Annotated in this window: 13 protein-coding genes, 1 tRNA gene and 3 pseudogenes; 10 read left to right on the forward strand and 7 right to left on the reverse strand. The window is 67.1% G+C overall.

Going from position 1 to position 13,561, the window contains the following annotated elements; translation table 11 throughout:
* From tal to C5E41_RS36010, 6 genes and pseudogenes are all read left to right on the forward strand, one after another.
* Positions 1–1,034, forward strand: a 1,034-nt coding sequence (gene tal / locus C5E41_RS22560; RefSeq protein WP_104377782.1) for a transaldolase, incomplete at its 5' end; no start/stop codon positions are given.
* Positions 1,031–1,231, forward strand: coding sequence for a hypothetical protein (locus C5E41_RS22565; RefSeq protein ID WP_104377783.1), 201 nt, complete (start codon positions 1,031–1,033; stop codon positions 1,229–1,231). The genes tal and C5E41_RS22565, both read left to right, overlap by 4 nt.
* A gap of 252 nt (positions 1,232–1,483) precedes the next feature.
* Positions 1,484–1,939 (forward strand): hypothetical protein, encoded by a 456-nt coding sequence (locus C5E41_RS22570; protein ID WP_439956516.1) that lies wholly within the window; start codon positions 1,484–1,486, stop codon positions 1,937–1,939.
* Positions 1,920–2,312, forward strand: a pseudogene (locus tag C5E41_RS22575) (transposase); the annotation flags it as partial. The gene C5E41_RS22570 and the pseudogene C5E41_RS22575, both read left to right, overlap by 20 nt.
* Before the next feature lie 72 nt (positions 2,313–2,384).
* Positions 2,385–3,755, forward strand: a pseudogene (locus tag C5E41_RS22580) (IS30 family transposase).
* A gap of 240 nt (positions 3,756–3,995) precedes the next feature.
* A pseudogene (locus tag C5E41_RS36010) lies at positions 3,996–4,076 on the forward strand (hypothetical protein); the annotation flags it as partial.
* Between the two features lie 159 nt (positions 4,077–4,235).
* Here C5E41_RS36010 and C5E41_RS22595 read toward each other — a convergent pair.
* Together C5E41_RS22595 and C5E41_RS22600 are read right to left on the reverse strand one after the other, a co-directional pair.
* Complete coding sequence (locus C5E41_RS22595) at positions 4,236–4,595, reverse strand: hypothetical protein (protein ID WP_104377785.1); 360 nt, start codon at positions 4,593–4,595, stop codon at positions 4,236–4,238.
* Between the two features lie 109 nt (positions 4,596–4,704).
* Positions 4,705–4,780: transfer RNA gene (locus tag C5E41_RS22600), tRNA-Ala, on the reverse strand.
* A gap of 125 nt (positions 4,781–4,905) precedes the next feature.
* On the opposite strand from C5E41_RS22600, the gene C5E41_RS22605 reads away from it, so the two are divergent.
* The gene (locus C5E41_RS22605; protein ID WP_181063376.1) at positions 4,906–6,339 is read left to right on the forward strand and encodes a DUF222 domain-containing protein; all 1,434 of its coding nucleotides are present in this window, start codon (positions 4,906–4,908) and stop codon (positions 6,337–6,339) included.
* A gap of 55 nt (positions 6,340–6,394) precedes the next feature.
* On the forward strand, positions 6,395–6,628 hold the full coding sequence (locus tag C5E41_RS22610; RefSeq protein WP_104377787.1) for a hypothetical protein: 234 nt from the start codon (positions 6,395–6,397) through the stop codon (positions 6,626–6,628).
* An 88-nt stretch (positions 6,629–6,716) separates the two neighbouring features.
* On the opposite strand, the gene C5E41_RS22615 is transcribed toward C5E41_RS22610, so the two are convergent.
* Both C5E41_RS22615 and C5E41_RS22620 read right to left on the reverse strand, forming a co-directional pair.
* Entirely contained in the window at positions 6,717–7,454 is a 738-nt protein-coding gene (locus C5E41_RS22615) for a DsbA family protein (protein WP_258081176.1), read from the reverse strand.
* Positions 7,455–7,529: 75 nt separating this feature from the next.
* Complete coding sequence (locus C5E41_RS22620) at positions 7,530–8,126, reverse strand: TetR/AcrR family transcriptional regulator (RefSeq protein ID WP_104377788.1); 597 nt, start codon at positions 8,124–8,126, stop codon at positions 7,530–7,532.
* A 94-nt stretch (positions 8,127–8,220) separates the two neighbouring features.
* Here C5E41_RS22620 and C5E41_RS22625 point away from each other — a divergent pair, with 94 nt between their 5' ends.
* Together C5E41_RS22625 and C5E41_RS22630 are read left to right on the forward strand one after the other, a co-directional pair.
* Positions 8,221–9,048, forward strand: a complete 828-nt coding sequence (locus C5E41_RS22625) for an SDR family oxidoreductase (RefSeq protein ID WP_258081177.1) — start codon at positions 8,221–8,223, stop codon at positions 9,046–9,048.
* Positions 9,049–9,128: 80 nt separating this feature from the next.
* Positions 9,129–10,154 (forward strand): NAD(P)H-dependent amine dehydrogenase family protein, encoded by a 1,026-nt coding sequence (locus C5E41_RS22630; RefSeq protein ID WP_104377862.1) that lies wholly within the window; start codon positions 9,129–9,131, stop codon positions 10,152–10,154.
* 63 nt (positions 10,155–10,217) lie between these two features.
* Here the strand turns inward: C5E41_RS22630 and C5E41_RS22635 are convergent, their stop codons facing one another.
* The 3 genes from C5E41_RS22635 to C5E41_RS22645 are packed head-to-tail and all read right to left on the reverse strand — an operon-like array spanning position 10,218 to position 13,552.
* A complete protein-coding gene (locus C5E41_RS22635) occupies positions 10,218–11,432 on the reverse strand; it encodes an MFS transporter (RefSeq protein WP_104377863.1) in 1,215 nt (404 codons plus the stop codon).
* Between the two features lie 15 nt (positions 11,433–11,447).
* Complete coding sequence (gene pgm / locus C5E41_RS22640; protein ID WP_104377864.1) at positions 11,448–13,103, reverse strand: phosphoglucomutase (alpha-D-glucose-1,6-bisphosphate-dependent); 1,656 nt, start codon at positions 13,101–13,103, stop codon at positions 11,448–11,450.
* A 47-nt stretch (positions 13,104–13,150) separates the two neighbouring features.
* Positions 13,151–13,552, reverse strand: a complete 402-nt coding sequence (locus tag C5E41_RS22645; RefSeq protein ID WP_081879496.1) for a DUF190 domain-containing protein — start codon at positions 13,550–13,552, stop codon at positions 13,151–13,153.
* Positions 13,553–13,561 lie beyond the last annotated feature (9 nt).

Raw genomic sequence — 13,561 nt, forward strand, 5'->3', positions numbered from 1 at the left:
TCGATGACGGAACGCTCGCGAACTACATCGGCGAGTACTCGATCACCGGGCTCACCTCCAACCCGACGATTTTCGACAAGGCCATAGAGGCCGGCGCCGACTACGACGACGACATCGCCGCCCGCAAAGCGGCCGGCGCGACCGACGAGGAGGTGTTCTTCGAACTCGCGCTCGATGACCTGCGCCGCGCCGCAGACCTGTTCGCACCCGTCCACCAGCGCACCGACGGTGTGGACGGGTGGGTCTCCCTCGAGGTCTCCCCGCTGCTGGCCCACGACACGAAAGCCACCATCGCCCAAGCCGCCGCGCTGCACACCAGAGCGGGCCGGCCGAACGTGTTCATCAAGATCCCCGGCACCGCCGAGGGACTGCCCGCCATCGAGGAATGCACCTTCGCCGGCCTTCCCATCAACGTGACGCTGCTGTTCTCCGCTGAGCAATACCAGGCCGCGGCCGATGCCTACCTGCGGGGCAGCGAACGGCGCGTTCGGTCCGGCTTGAACCCCGCCGTGCCCTCGGTGGGCTCGGTCTTCGTCAGCCGCTGGGATACCGCCGTGGCCGACAAGGTCCCCGGCGAGCTTCGCGACCGACTCGGCCTAGCCGTCGCCACGCGGGCCTACCGGTCCTACCGAGACCTGCTCGATTCGCCGCGCTGGGGCCGGTTGGCCAACGAGGGCGCCCGCCCGCAGCGACTGCTCTGGGCCAGCACCTCGACCAAGAACCCCGACGCGCCCGACACGCTGTACGTCAACGCGCTGGCCGCCCCGTTCACGATCAACACCATGCCCGAGGCGACACTGCATGCGTTCGCCGATCACGGACGCGTCGACGCCCTGATGCCCACCGACGGCGGCGACGCGACACAGACCCTGGGCGCCTACTCCGGCGTAGGAATCGACCACCACGCGCTGGCCGCCCGACTCCAGCGCGCGGGCACCGAATCCTTCGACGCGTCCTGGAAGAACCTGCTGGCCAGCATCGCCGCCAAGCACGACAAGCTCACCGCAACCGGCACACGGAGCACCGACACGTGACTGAGCAGACGCCCAGCCACGACGAGTTCGCGCACATCCTGCAGACCGCCTACCACGAGGTCCACATCCACGGCCCGCAGACGGTCCCGGATGCCGAGCGGCGGCTGCAGACCAAGCTGGAGAGCCACGGCATCACCCTGACCACCGACATCCTGCGCGCGCTGGCTTTCGCGGCGGTGCAGGGCAGGGATCTGTGACCGGGAGGCCAACGTTTCCGAGGAGCAGATCGGCTGAGGGCTGCGGCCGTCCGGCAACCGCCTCGCCAACGTCCGTGGTCGTCCCGGGGGACAGGATCCCCCATTCGTCACATGGTGACTGGGTCCATGGGGCCCTAATCCGCCGGCCACACTCGACCCGAGCACCAGCTTCCCGAAACAGGTTAGAATGCAGTGGTGACGGTCCGGTGGGCGACCCCGGCGAGTCGACGCGCGGCGGCCCTGCGGTCGACGGTGGCGCTGAAGGCATCGATGGCGGTGTCCGGCCTGATCATGGTGCTGTTTCTTCTGGTCCACATGTACGGCAACCTCAAGGCGTTATCCGGCCGGGCGGCGTTCGACGACTACGCGCATCATCTCCGTACCGTCGGTGAGCCGTTTGTGCCCTACGCAGGCGCGCTCTGGATCGTCCTGGTCGTGCTGGTGGTGAGCGTGGTGATCCACATCTGCGCGGCCTTCACCCTGTGGAGGCGGGCGCGTGGGGCGACCGCCGGCCGCGGCAGCCGGCGCTACCAGAGCACCCGGGCACGCGGCGGCGTGCAACGCACCTACGCATCATTCACGATGCGCTGGGGCGGGGTAACGATCGCGGCGTTCATCGTCTATCACCTGCTGCACCTGAGCACGGACACGATCCATCCCGGCGGGGCCTCGCCGAGCCCGTATATGCGTGGCCGACGAAGCCGCTGAGGCGGGTGAGTCGATGACCGGGCGTACCGCATGGCGGATCTGCTCGGCCAACCGGTGGTGGAGCGTGTTCGGTAAACGCCCTCGGCGCGGCAAGAGCGCGAAAGCGGGGCCGCCGGTTCACGATGATCTGGTCAACCGCAACTTCACCGCGGATCGCCCGAACACCTTGTGGCTCAGCGATATCAGCGAACATCGGACGAGCGAGGGCAAGCTCTACATTTGCGCGGTCAAAGACATGTATTCCGGGCGGATCGTCGGTTACTCGATCGACTCACGCATGAAGGCCCGGCTGGCGGTCACCGCATTGAACAACGCGGTCGCCCGCCGTGGTGAGGTCGCCGGCTGCATCGTCCACACCGATCGCGGGTCGCAAGCCGTATTCAACTGATCGTCGCAACACCTTGATCTTGGAGGTGTTGACGTGGGAATTGGCCTGCGGCAGAAGATGGTTCGTGAGTATCGGGGGCAGATGGCCTCGCCCGGGCGGCCGACGGTGGCGTGGCGGGAGGATCGTGTCCGGTTCTGGGCGGCGATCGCTCGCGGGGCGATGACCGAGGACGCTGCGACGGAAGCGGGGGGTGTCCTCGCCGGTCGGGTTCCGATGGTTCCGGCATGCTGGCGGCGTGAATCCTGGTTTGGCTCAGATGGTTTCGGGTCGGTATCTGTCCTCGGCCGAGCGTGAGGACATCGCGTCGTGGCGTGCGCAGGACGCGGGCGTGCGCGAGATCGCGCGTCGGCTCGGGCGGTCACCGTCGACGATCTCGCGGGAGCTGCGCCGCAACGCCTCCACCCGCACCTACCGGCTGGATTACAAGGCCTCGACCGCGCAGTGGCATGCCGAACGCCGTGCCAGGCGCCCCAAGACCGCGAAACTGGTCGTCAACGACCGGCTGCGCCGATACGTCCAAGATCGACTCGCCGGTGTCGTCCGCGGCGCCGACGGCCGCGTCGCGGCCGGGCCGACGGCAGAGTGGAAAGGACGCAACAAGCCGCATCGCGGCGATCGAGCATGGGTGACCGCATGGAGTCCTGAGCAGATCGCCAACCGACTTAAATATGAATTCCCCGAAGACGATTCGATGCGGCTGAGTCATGAGGCGATCTACCAGGCGCTCTATGTCGAATCCCGTGGCGGACTCGAACGCTCACTCGTCGGATGCCTGCGCGGCCGGGCGCTACGGGTCCCACGAGCACGGGCCAGGCAGAAGGCGTGGGCGCACGTCACCACGGAGACGCTGATCGCCAACAGACCCGAGGAGATCGATGAGCGGGTCGTTCCCGGGCACTGGGAGGGGGATCTGGTGATTGGGCTACAGCGTTCGGCAATCGGAACCCTCGTCGAGCGGACCACCCGGTTCACGATGTTGATCCATCTGCCCCGCGAGGCCGGCTACGGCACCATCGCGCGCACCAAGAACGGGCCCGCCCTGGCCGGCTACGGCGCTGTCACCATGACCAATGCTCTCACCAGGACTCTCACCCCGCTGCCGCCACAGCTGCGCCGGTCACTGACCTGGGATCGAGGCAAGGAACTGTCCGACCACGCCCGCCTCACCGCTCGCACCGGCGTCAAAGTCCACTTTGCAGACCCGAAGAGCCCGTGGCAACGCGACACCAACGAAAATACGAATGGTCTTCTGCGCAATACTTCCCGAAGGGCACCGACCTGTCCCGATGGTCGGCACGCGACATCGCAGCCGTCGCGCACGCCCTCAACACCCGCCCCCGCAAAACTCTCGGCTGGAAGACGCCCGACGAGCCCTTCACCGAACAGCTACGATCGCTCCGGCAATCCAGTGTTGCGACGACCGATTGAATACGGCTCTGGTCCGGGCATCAAGTCCTGCGCACCCTGTCCAACCCCGTCTACATCGGCGAACTCTCATTCCGCGACATCACCGTCGCCGACTGCCACCCCCCACTCATCGACATCGACACCTACACCGAAGCTGCCCGCCTTTTGGCCGAGCGGGGCGAGGATCATGCTCACCGCCGCGCGAATGGCTCCGATTACACCCTGACCGGGCGGATGCGGTGCCCGTCCCGCGGCACCGCGATGATCGGCACTCGCGCCCACGGCAAGACCAAGGTTTACCGCTACTACACCTGCCACACCCGCAGCCGCTACGACAGCACCCGCTGCAACGGCTACCGCCTCAACGCAGACGAACTCGAACCCGCCATTCTGCACGCTCTGGCCACCTTCTTCCGGACCCAGCACTCCCTGATCGCGAAAGCGGTCAGCGCCGCCCAACGCGAACACCACGCCGGACGCGACGCCCAGCATGCCGAACTGTCAGCCGTGACCGTCAAGATCACCGACACCAACAACAAGATCGACCGCTACCTGACCGCGTTCGAGAACGGCACGATGGACGAACAACTCATCGGCGACCGCCTCACCCAGCTTCGTGCCACTGGCCGCCAGCTGGCCCACCGCCGCGACGAGCTGACAGCGACCCTCGCCACCGCTCCCACCGGACCCGACCCCGCTACACTCACCAGCATCGCCGACCACATCACCGAGCTGATCACCACCGGCACCGACCACACCCGCAAAGCGCTGGTTGAAACGCTGATCGCCGAAATCAAAATCACCGGCCCCGACGCCGTCATCCCCGTCTTCCGCATCCCCCAGACACCTACCGATCCCCACGGCACATCCGCCCGCACGGGAACGGCCACCCGAAACAAAACTGCGGCCCTGACCAGCGAAAAACCGCCGATCAGGGCCGCAGAAAAAAGTGTTCGCGCAATGGCAAACTTGGTGGAGCTAAGGGGACTCGAACCCCTGACCCCCACACTGCCAGTGTGGTGCGCTACCAGCTGCGCCATAGCCCCAAGTTTTCGCACCTCGGGGGTGTTCCCCGCGTGCTTGAAAGAAGTTACACCACCCGGACTCGGCGCACCAAATCGCCTGCATGCGGGGGTGGTGGAACGCACGTTCGAACGATAGACTCGAACACATGTTCGATGGCAGAGAGCTTCAGGCGATGAGCGACGAGGGGCTGGTCGATGCACTGCGACGGGCACATGGGGCGGCGGCATTCGCCCAGGCGGCGGAGGTGCGGGCGGTGCGGGAGTTGTATCGGCGGCATCGCGCCGACAACGCCGCTCCCGGGCCGGGCGGGGTCCGGGCGGGAGAGTTCGCCGCCGCGGAGGTCTCGACGGCGGTACAGGTATCCGAGCAGGTCGCGGCCGCGCTGATCGATATCGGGCTGGCGCTGGACACCTTGCCGCATACCCGGGAGGCGTTCGGGTCGGGCCGCATCGATCTGTCGCGGGTGCAGGTCATTGTGGACAATGTCCGCGGACTGTCCAGCGATCTGCTCGCCGATGTGGAAGTTCCGCTGGTCGAGGCCGCGGCACGAACCACACCGGCCCGGCTGCGGCAGACCGCCCGGCGCTGGTTGAGCCGACTGGACGGCCCCGGTGAGCAGCGCCGGCGCGAACAGCGCGAGGACTGCCGCGATATCCGCCTGACCGCGGTCCAGGATGGGGCAGCGGTCGTGGCCGGGCTCTTGCCCGCGGACGGGGCCCAAACGGTCGCGATGCGGCTGCGGGAGATGGCATACGAGGTCTGCCCCGAGGACCCGCGCACCATGCCGCAACGCCGCGCCGACGCACTCGTCGCCCTCGCCGAGGGAGCGGAGCGACTCGACTGCGCCTGTGGTCGGGGAAAGCGCTGCACCGCAACAGGTTCCGAGCAATCCGCATCGGAGGTCCCGCGCGCATCCGGGCGAGCCAGGACTCGCCGCCCGCTGATCCAGGTCGGTGTCACCGCTGAAGCCCTGAGCGGGGAGAGCGAGGAGCCTGCCTATCTGGCCGGCTACGGGCCGATCGACGCGGAGCTTGCGCGGCGGATCGTCGAACGGGGCGAATCAGTCACCGTCGCCGAGTCCGCCGTCCGAATCGGCGGACTGTGCGCATTCCCGGGCTGCGTAATGCCCGCTGTGACAACCGATGTGCCCGTGCCGGAGGGGAGCACGGGCAATACCGATGTGGATCGGCCCGGCGATGCCGTCCGCAGCTCGAGAAATCGACACGGCCTCCTCGGACGGTTCGCGTTGTGTCCCCATCATTCCCGCTTGGCGCTCCTCACCGTCCAGCACAAGACTCGATGGGAGGTGCGGCGGCTCGATGCGGATCGGGTGCGGTGGACGAGTCCGACCGGGGATGTGCACACGACCGTCGACGAGATAAGCCGCTATCTGTTTCCACACCGGGATACCGAAACGCCGGTCGTCGGCCCCGGCCCGGTGACAACATCCGTTGTGGCGGCGCCAGTTTCGACGCTCGACCCGGCCTACCCGATCGGAGAACACGCTCTGGTACATCGACGACTCGCGGAGGGCACTCCGGAGGATTGCCTCCTGACCGGTGAAAATTACCGCCGCTGAACAGCTTTCGTTCCACCACTGCATACACAAGTGATCGGAGGACACCGCGAACACCATGACTTGCCAGGATCGTCCACCCGCGCCGACCGTTATCGACGCCGGTGTGGAGCGGGAACGGATCGCCGCGCTCGAGAAGTTGCGGCTCCGGTTGGAATCCGAACTCGACCGGACGGCCGCGGGCACCGGGTATGCCGCCATGGCGGGGCAATTGCGTGACACCGTGAACGCGATCGCGGACGCGCGCAATCGCATCTACGAGGTGCTACTCGGCGACGACGAGTTCTGTTGAGCGCCGGCTCTACGACTCCGGGCCGGGCGGTTGGGGATACCGCCCGGGCCGGGACCTCGACAAGCGCGACATCGCCGCGCGACTGCGATCAGCTCACGAGCTTGGTAACCCAATCCGAATTTTCCACATCGACGTTCTTGCCGCCGTCGAGCACGGTGGGGGTCTGCACCTGGCCGACCGCATCCTTCAACGCCGCCAACGACGACTGGGCGTGGTTGCGCGCGGAATCCACCCTGTCACCCTTGGCGATACAGGACTGCACCTCCGCCGACGCACCGGAATCCTTGGCGATCGCGGCCAATTGATCGTTGGTCAGATTGCCGTTGTCCTCACTGGGCTGCTTCGTGGTGAACAGCGCCATATGGAACTTCGAAAACACCGGGCCGTCACCGGCATCGGCGACACATTCGCTCGCGGCCACCGCGCGGGTCGAATAGTCCTTACTGCTGGACTTGGGATCCAGGAAGTTCACGAATCGATAGCGCACCGCGAGCTTTCCCTGGTCGATCGCTTTGGCGATCTGCTGTCCGTAGTAATGCTCGAGCGCCCCGCAGGACGGGCACATCGGATCCTCGAACATATCGATGGTCTTCGCGGTCGAGGTCTTACCGAGCACGATCGCGCCGTCGGAATCCAGTAGTGCCTGTACCGCCGGATCGTGCGCGGCGCCGTAACCGTCCTCCTGCACCGTCAGACCATGGTCGCTGTTCCAGCGCACGACGAGCACCACGATCACCGCGACCACGACCAGAGCCACCGCACCCAGTGCGTATGTGGTGCGGTTCGACATCGGTCGCGGGGTGTATTTCGAATCCGAGGAATTCACGGCGTCCACTCTGCCAAAACCGGTTTGTCACCGGAATCCGGCCGTCCGATTTCCCGGCGACCGGATTTCGCCCGCCTACGCTCGCGGTTCCTCGGCCTCGTTCGCGGGCACGCCGACCAATCCATAGAGGACCAATTCCTCGAGCGACCGGGCGAAACCCTCCGTATCGTCGATATCCCGGATGCACATGGCGAACAGCGCGGCGCCGGCGATCATGTCCAGCACCGTGTCGGAGTCGATCCCGCCGCGGACGGCCCCGGAATCCAGGTATCGCGCGAGTTCGCGCCGGGTCGGCGTGTCCAGCCGTGCCGAGAGTTTTTGATACAGACCGGAATCCGCCCGCATCTCGGTCATCAACCCGGGCATCGCCTCGCGCGCGGGCCGGGCCCCGAAGAGTTGGATCGTGCCCCGGATAACCGTGCGGATCTCCTCGATCAGATCGCTCGCCTCGTCCTCGCCGCCCACATCCGGAAAGACCGCTCGTGCGATCAGATGCGCCTTCGACGGCCAGCGCCGGTAGATGGCGGGGCGGCTCACCCCGGCGCGGGTGGCGATCGCATCGATCGAGACGCCGGCATAGCCGCGTTCCACCAGCAGGTCGCGGGCGGCCTCGAGGACAGCTCGATCCACCTCCGGATCGCGATGCGGCCCGAGTCGATGGCGAGCGTTCACGACACAACCGTCCTTGTCAGCGCGAGCGTCAGTCGTTACAGTCTGTCACATCTGAGTCGTTACATTCTGTAACTGCTGAATCCGAGGAGAAGTCGTGTCCACTACCGACCAGCCGATCGCCACCGCGGATACCTACCGGCCACTCCCCCTGCTCGAGGGCAAGGTCGTCGTGCTGTCGGGTGTGGGCCCGGGGCTGGGCCGCGCGCTGGGCGCCGAGGCCGCCCGGATGGGCGCGGACCTGGTGCTGGTCAGCCGCACCGAACGCCGGCTGGAGAAGATGGCCGAGGTGGTGCGGTCCCACGGCCGCAAGGCACTGGTGGTGCCCACCGACATCACCGACGAAGAGCAGCGGCGGGCGCTGGTGGACCGAGCCCTCGCCGAATTCGGCCGGGTCGACTGCCTGATCAACAACGCCTTCGCCATCCCGTCGATGGAACCGATCACCGGCATCGAACTGGACGCCCTGCGTACCGCGAACGAGACCAATGTCTTCGCGCCACTGCGACTTTCGACGCTGTTCGCGGATGCGCTGGCCGCGACACGCGGCTCGATCATCATGCTCAATTCCTGTGTGAGTTTCGATTCCGAGCCGATCTACGCCGGCTACAAGCTCTCGAAAGGCACACTCGCTCATTTGGCCTCGTCGCTGGCGACCGAATTGGGCCCGCGTGGCATCCGGGTCAACAGCGTCGCGCCCTCCTACATTTACGAGGACGTGAACAAGGCCTACTTCGACTGGCTCGCCGCCCAGGACGGGGTCACCCACGAGGAAATCTACCGGCGCAAGGCCGAGCCGACCGACCTCAAACGCCTCGCCGCCCCCGAGGAGGTGGCCCGCGCCACCCTGTTCCTCGCCAGCGACCTCGCCTCCGCCGTGACAGGCCAGATCCTCACCGTCGACTGCGGCGAATACCACAACTGAAACACTCACGGCTGCAAGGAGTTCCGGTGACCAACGCGAAGAAGCGAATCGTCCTCTGGGGTACCGGTGTGGTGGGCTCCATGGTGCTCGCCGAGATCATCCGCCATCCACTCTTCGAACTCGTGGGCGTCGGCGTCAGCAACCCGGACAAGGTCGGGCGCGACGCCGGCCTGCTGTGCGGCGGCGGGGAAACCGGTATCCGCGCCACGGATTCGGTGGAGGAACTGATCGCGCTGCGCCCCGATGCGGTGGTGCACTACGGGCCGACCGCACAGTTCGCCGACGAGAACATCCGGGTCATCGGGTCGTTCCTGCGGGCGGGAATCGACGTGTGCTCCACCGCGATGACACCGTGGGTGTGGCCGGATATGGCGCAGACCCCCGCCGCCTGGCGCGATCCGATCACCGCGGCCTGCGCCGCGGGTGGCGCGTCCTGCTTCACCACCGGTATCGATCCCGGCTTCGCCAACGACCTGTTCCCGATGACCCTGCTGGGCCTGTGCGGGGAGGTGGAGTCGGTGCGCGCCTCGGAGCTGCTCGACTACACCGCCTACGAAGGCGACTACGAGATCGAGATGGGTATAGGGCGGCCGCCGGAATTCCAGGCCATGCTGGAGATTCCCGATCTGCTGATCATGGCGTGGGGCGCCACCGTGCCGATGATCGCGACCGCCGTGGGCATCGAACTCGACGCCGTCACCACCACGTGGGAGAAGTGGGTGACGCCTGTGGATCGTCCGTCCGCGAAGGGCGTCGTCGCGGCCGGCAACGTCGCCGCCATCCGGTTCACCATCAACGGCGTCTACCACGGCCGCGAGGTCATCACGCTGGAACACGTCAACCGCATCGGCACCGACGCGGCCCCGGACTGGCCCGCCGGCACGAACGACGATGTGTATCGCGTCGATATCGTCGGCTCGCCGTCCATTTCTCAGGAAACCTCCTTCCGGTTCACCGACGGATCCGGGCGCACACCCGCGGTGGCCGGCTGCCTCGCCACCGGTATGCGGGCGCTGAACGCCGTTCCCGCGGTCAACGCCCTGCCACCCGGTTGGGTGACACCACTGGACCTGCCCCTCGTCCCGGGTGTCGGCACCATCCGCTGACATCCCGGAAGTTCCTTGTGCACAGTGACTTTCGTGGTACACAGTGACTTTCGTGAAGCGGAATCAGTCCGCGGCCGCGCTGACCAGATGCTGCCGCAGCGGCTCGCGCACCACGGTCCACCCGGCCGCGGCCACCACCAGCAGCGCACCGGTGACCGCGAGCGCGAATCCGAACGACACCCGCTGTGCCAGCCACCCGATGCCGATCGGACCCAGAACGGTGCCCAGATCGGCGGCCATCTGATATCCGGCCAGCACCGGACCGCCCCGCGCACGCGGGCCGATCACGTCGGCGACGGCCGCCTGTTGCGCGGGTGTGTACATGCCCGAGCCCAGACCGGCCACGAACGAGGCCGCCAGCAGCCACACCAGATTCGGCGCGAGACCCAGCGCGACCGTGCCGCTCGCGCATACCAGGGTGCCGGCGATCAGGAAGGGTCTGCGGCCCCACCGATCCGACATCCGGCCGGAGGCGAACAGCACCGCGGCATTTCCCGCGGCGAAGACCGTCAACGCCACCCCGGCGACCCCCGGCGACTCGTCGAGTACCTCCACCACCAGTAGCGGAACCAGTGCCATCCGCACCCCGAACACCGCCGCACCGTTGGCGAAGTTGGACCACAGCACCGCCCGATAGACCGGATCCGCCAGCGCCCGGCCGAAGGTCACCACCGGCGTCGGCTCCGCGCCCACCGGTTCGGCCAGGTGTGAACCGCGCAACTTCCAGAACACCACCGCACTCGCCGCCAGCAGGGCCACCGCGTAGATCGCGAACGGTGCGCGCAACCCCAGCCCACTCAGCGCACCGCCGAGCAGTGGCCCGGCCAGTGATCCGATCAGGAAACTGGTCGACCACAGGCCCGAGACCCGTCCGCGCTCACCGGGCGGCGACAACCGGATGACCAGGCCCAGCGAAGATACCGTGAACATGGTCGATCCGACGCCACCGAGCGAACGCAGCACGATCAACTGCCAATAGCTCTGCGCCAGCGCACATGCCCCGGTGGACAACGCCACGATCAGCAGTCCGGCCAGGTACAGTGCGCGCTCACCGAAGCGCTGCACCAGTCGCCCGCTCACCGGCGCGAACAGCAGGCGCATCAGGGCGAAACTGCTGACGATCGCCGAGGCGGCCGCGACGCCGACCCCGAAGCTGCGCGCGAACTGCGGCAGCGCCGGTGCGACGAGCCCGAAACCGAGCGCGATGATGAATGCCGCGCCGATCAGCACCCAGGTCTCGGCGGGCAGCCGGGATCCGGCACCGTAACTATCGTTCACCACATCGTCCGCGAATCAGTCGACCGCTGGCTCCTCGATGCCGAGCGCGCGGCCGACCACTTCCTCGGCCGCCGCCTGCACCCGGGCGAGGTGTTCGGGCCCTTCGAAGGATTCGGCGTAGATCTTGTACTTGTCCTCGGTGCCCGACGGGCGCGCGGCGAACCACGCGTTCTCGGTGGTCACCTTCACCCCGCCCAGCGCCGCGCCGTTGCCGCGGGCGCGGGTCTGCACCGACAGCACCGATTCCCCGGCGATTTCGGTGGTGGTGATGTCGTCCGGCGTCAGCGCGGCCAGCCGCCGCTTCTGCTCGGCATTCGCGGCGGCGTCGATGCGGGCGTAAGCCGGTGTGCCGTACCGCTTTTCGAGTTCGGCATAGCGCGCCGACGGACTCTGGCCGGTGACCGCGGTGATCTCGGCGGCCAGCAGCGCCAGCAGGATGCCGTCCTTGTCCGTGGTCCACACCGTGCCGTCGTGGCGCAGGAACGAGGCTCCGGCGCTCTCTTCGCCACCGAAAGCCAGGGAACCACTGAACAATCCGGGGACGAACCATTTGAAGCCGACCGGCACCTCGTGGGTCTGCCGGCCCAGCACGCCGACCACTCGATCGATCATCGAGGAGGTCACCGCGGTCTTGCCGATCTTGGTCAGCGCGTCCCACCCCATCCGGTTCGCGACCAGATATTCGATCGCCACCGCCAGGAAGTGGTTCGGATTCATCAATCCCGCATCGGGTGTCACGATGCCGTGCCGGTCGGCGTCGGCATCGTTGCCGGTGGAGATGTCGTAGTCGTCGCGGATCGCCACCAGCGAGGCCATCGCATACCGCGAGGACGGATCCATCCGGATCTTGCCGTCGCTGTCGAGGGTCATGAACCGCCAGGTCGGGTCGACGAACGGATTGACGACCTCGAGTTCGAGGTCGTAGCGCTGGCCGATCTCCTCCCAGTAGTCGACGCTCGCGCCGCCCATCGGATCCGCGCCCAGCCGGATTCCGGCGCCGCGCACGGCGTCCAGATTCAACACGTTCGGCAGATCGGCGATGTACTGGTCGAGGTAGTCGTAGCGCTGCACACCGGTGGCCAGCGCGTGCTGCAACGTGGTGCGTTTGATTCCGGCCAGCCCGCCGCGCAGCAGTTCGTTGGCGCGGTCGGCGATGGCGTCGGTCGCGACGGTGTCGGCCGGTCCGCCGTGCGGCGGGTTGTATTTGAAACCGCCATCGCGGGGCGGATTGTGCGAGGGCGTGACCACGATGCCGTCGGCCTGATGACGGGTGCCGCCCCGATTATGGCGCAGCACAGCGTGACTGAGCGCCGGAGTGGGCGTGTAGCGCCCGCGGCTGTCGATCACGGCGGTCACATCGTTGGCGGCCAGCACCTCCAGCGCGGTGGTCCACGCCGGTTCCGAGAGCGCGTGGGTGTCGCGAGCCAGATACACCGGGCCAGTGATGCCGCGGGTGGCGCGGTACTCGACGATCGCCTGCGTGATGGCAAGGATATGGGCCTCGTTGAACGCACAATCGAGGCTCGAACCGCGATGTCCGGAGGTACCGAATGCCACCTGCTGCGCGAGTTCGGCAGGATCGGGGATGCGGCTGTAGTACGCCGTCACCAGATGCGGCAGATCCTCGAGATCGCTGGCCCGCGCCGGTCGGCCGGCTCGATCGTGGGCCATGCTCGGGCCTCCCTTCCTCGGCGCCTGCGCCCGGCTCGTCATCACAATCACGGCGACACCCCGCCCGACTGCCACACCTGGACCGCGGACAGGGTCACGGTCCCGGATTCGAAGAGTTCGGCATTGGCCACCACGAAATCGCGCAGCAGCTGCGAATCGTCGATGATCATCACCATCACGGGCAGGTTCTCGGCGAGATCCAGCATGCGGGTGGTGTGGATGCGCGAGGAGACGCCGTAGCCCTCCATACCGCGCCAGACGCTGGCTCCGGCCAGCCCGCTGTCGCGAGCCCGTCGCACGATCTCGTGATAGCGGGGCCGATGCTTGTAATGATCGTCCTCACCCAGCAGCACCGTCAAGCGCGCCGCGGACCTCCAGCGTGGATCCGGCTGCCACGCATCGGCTTCGGTGACGATCTGCATCGCGGACTCGTCCGGTGCTTCACTCATCGCCAACCC

It is taken from the genome of Nocardia nova (assembly GCF_002933465.1).
Lineage (GTDB): Bacteria > Actinomycetota > Actinomycetes > Mycobacteriales > Mycobacteriaceae > Nocardia > Nocardia nova_B.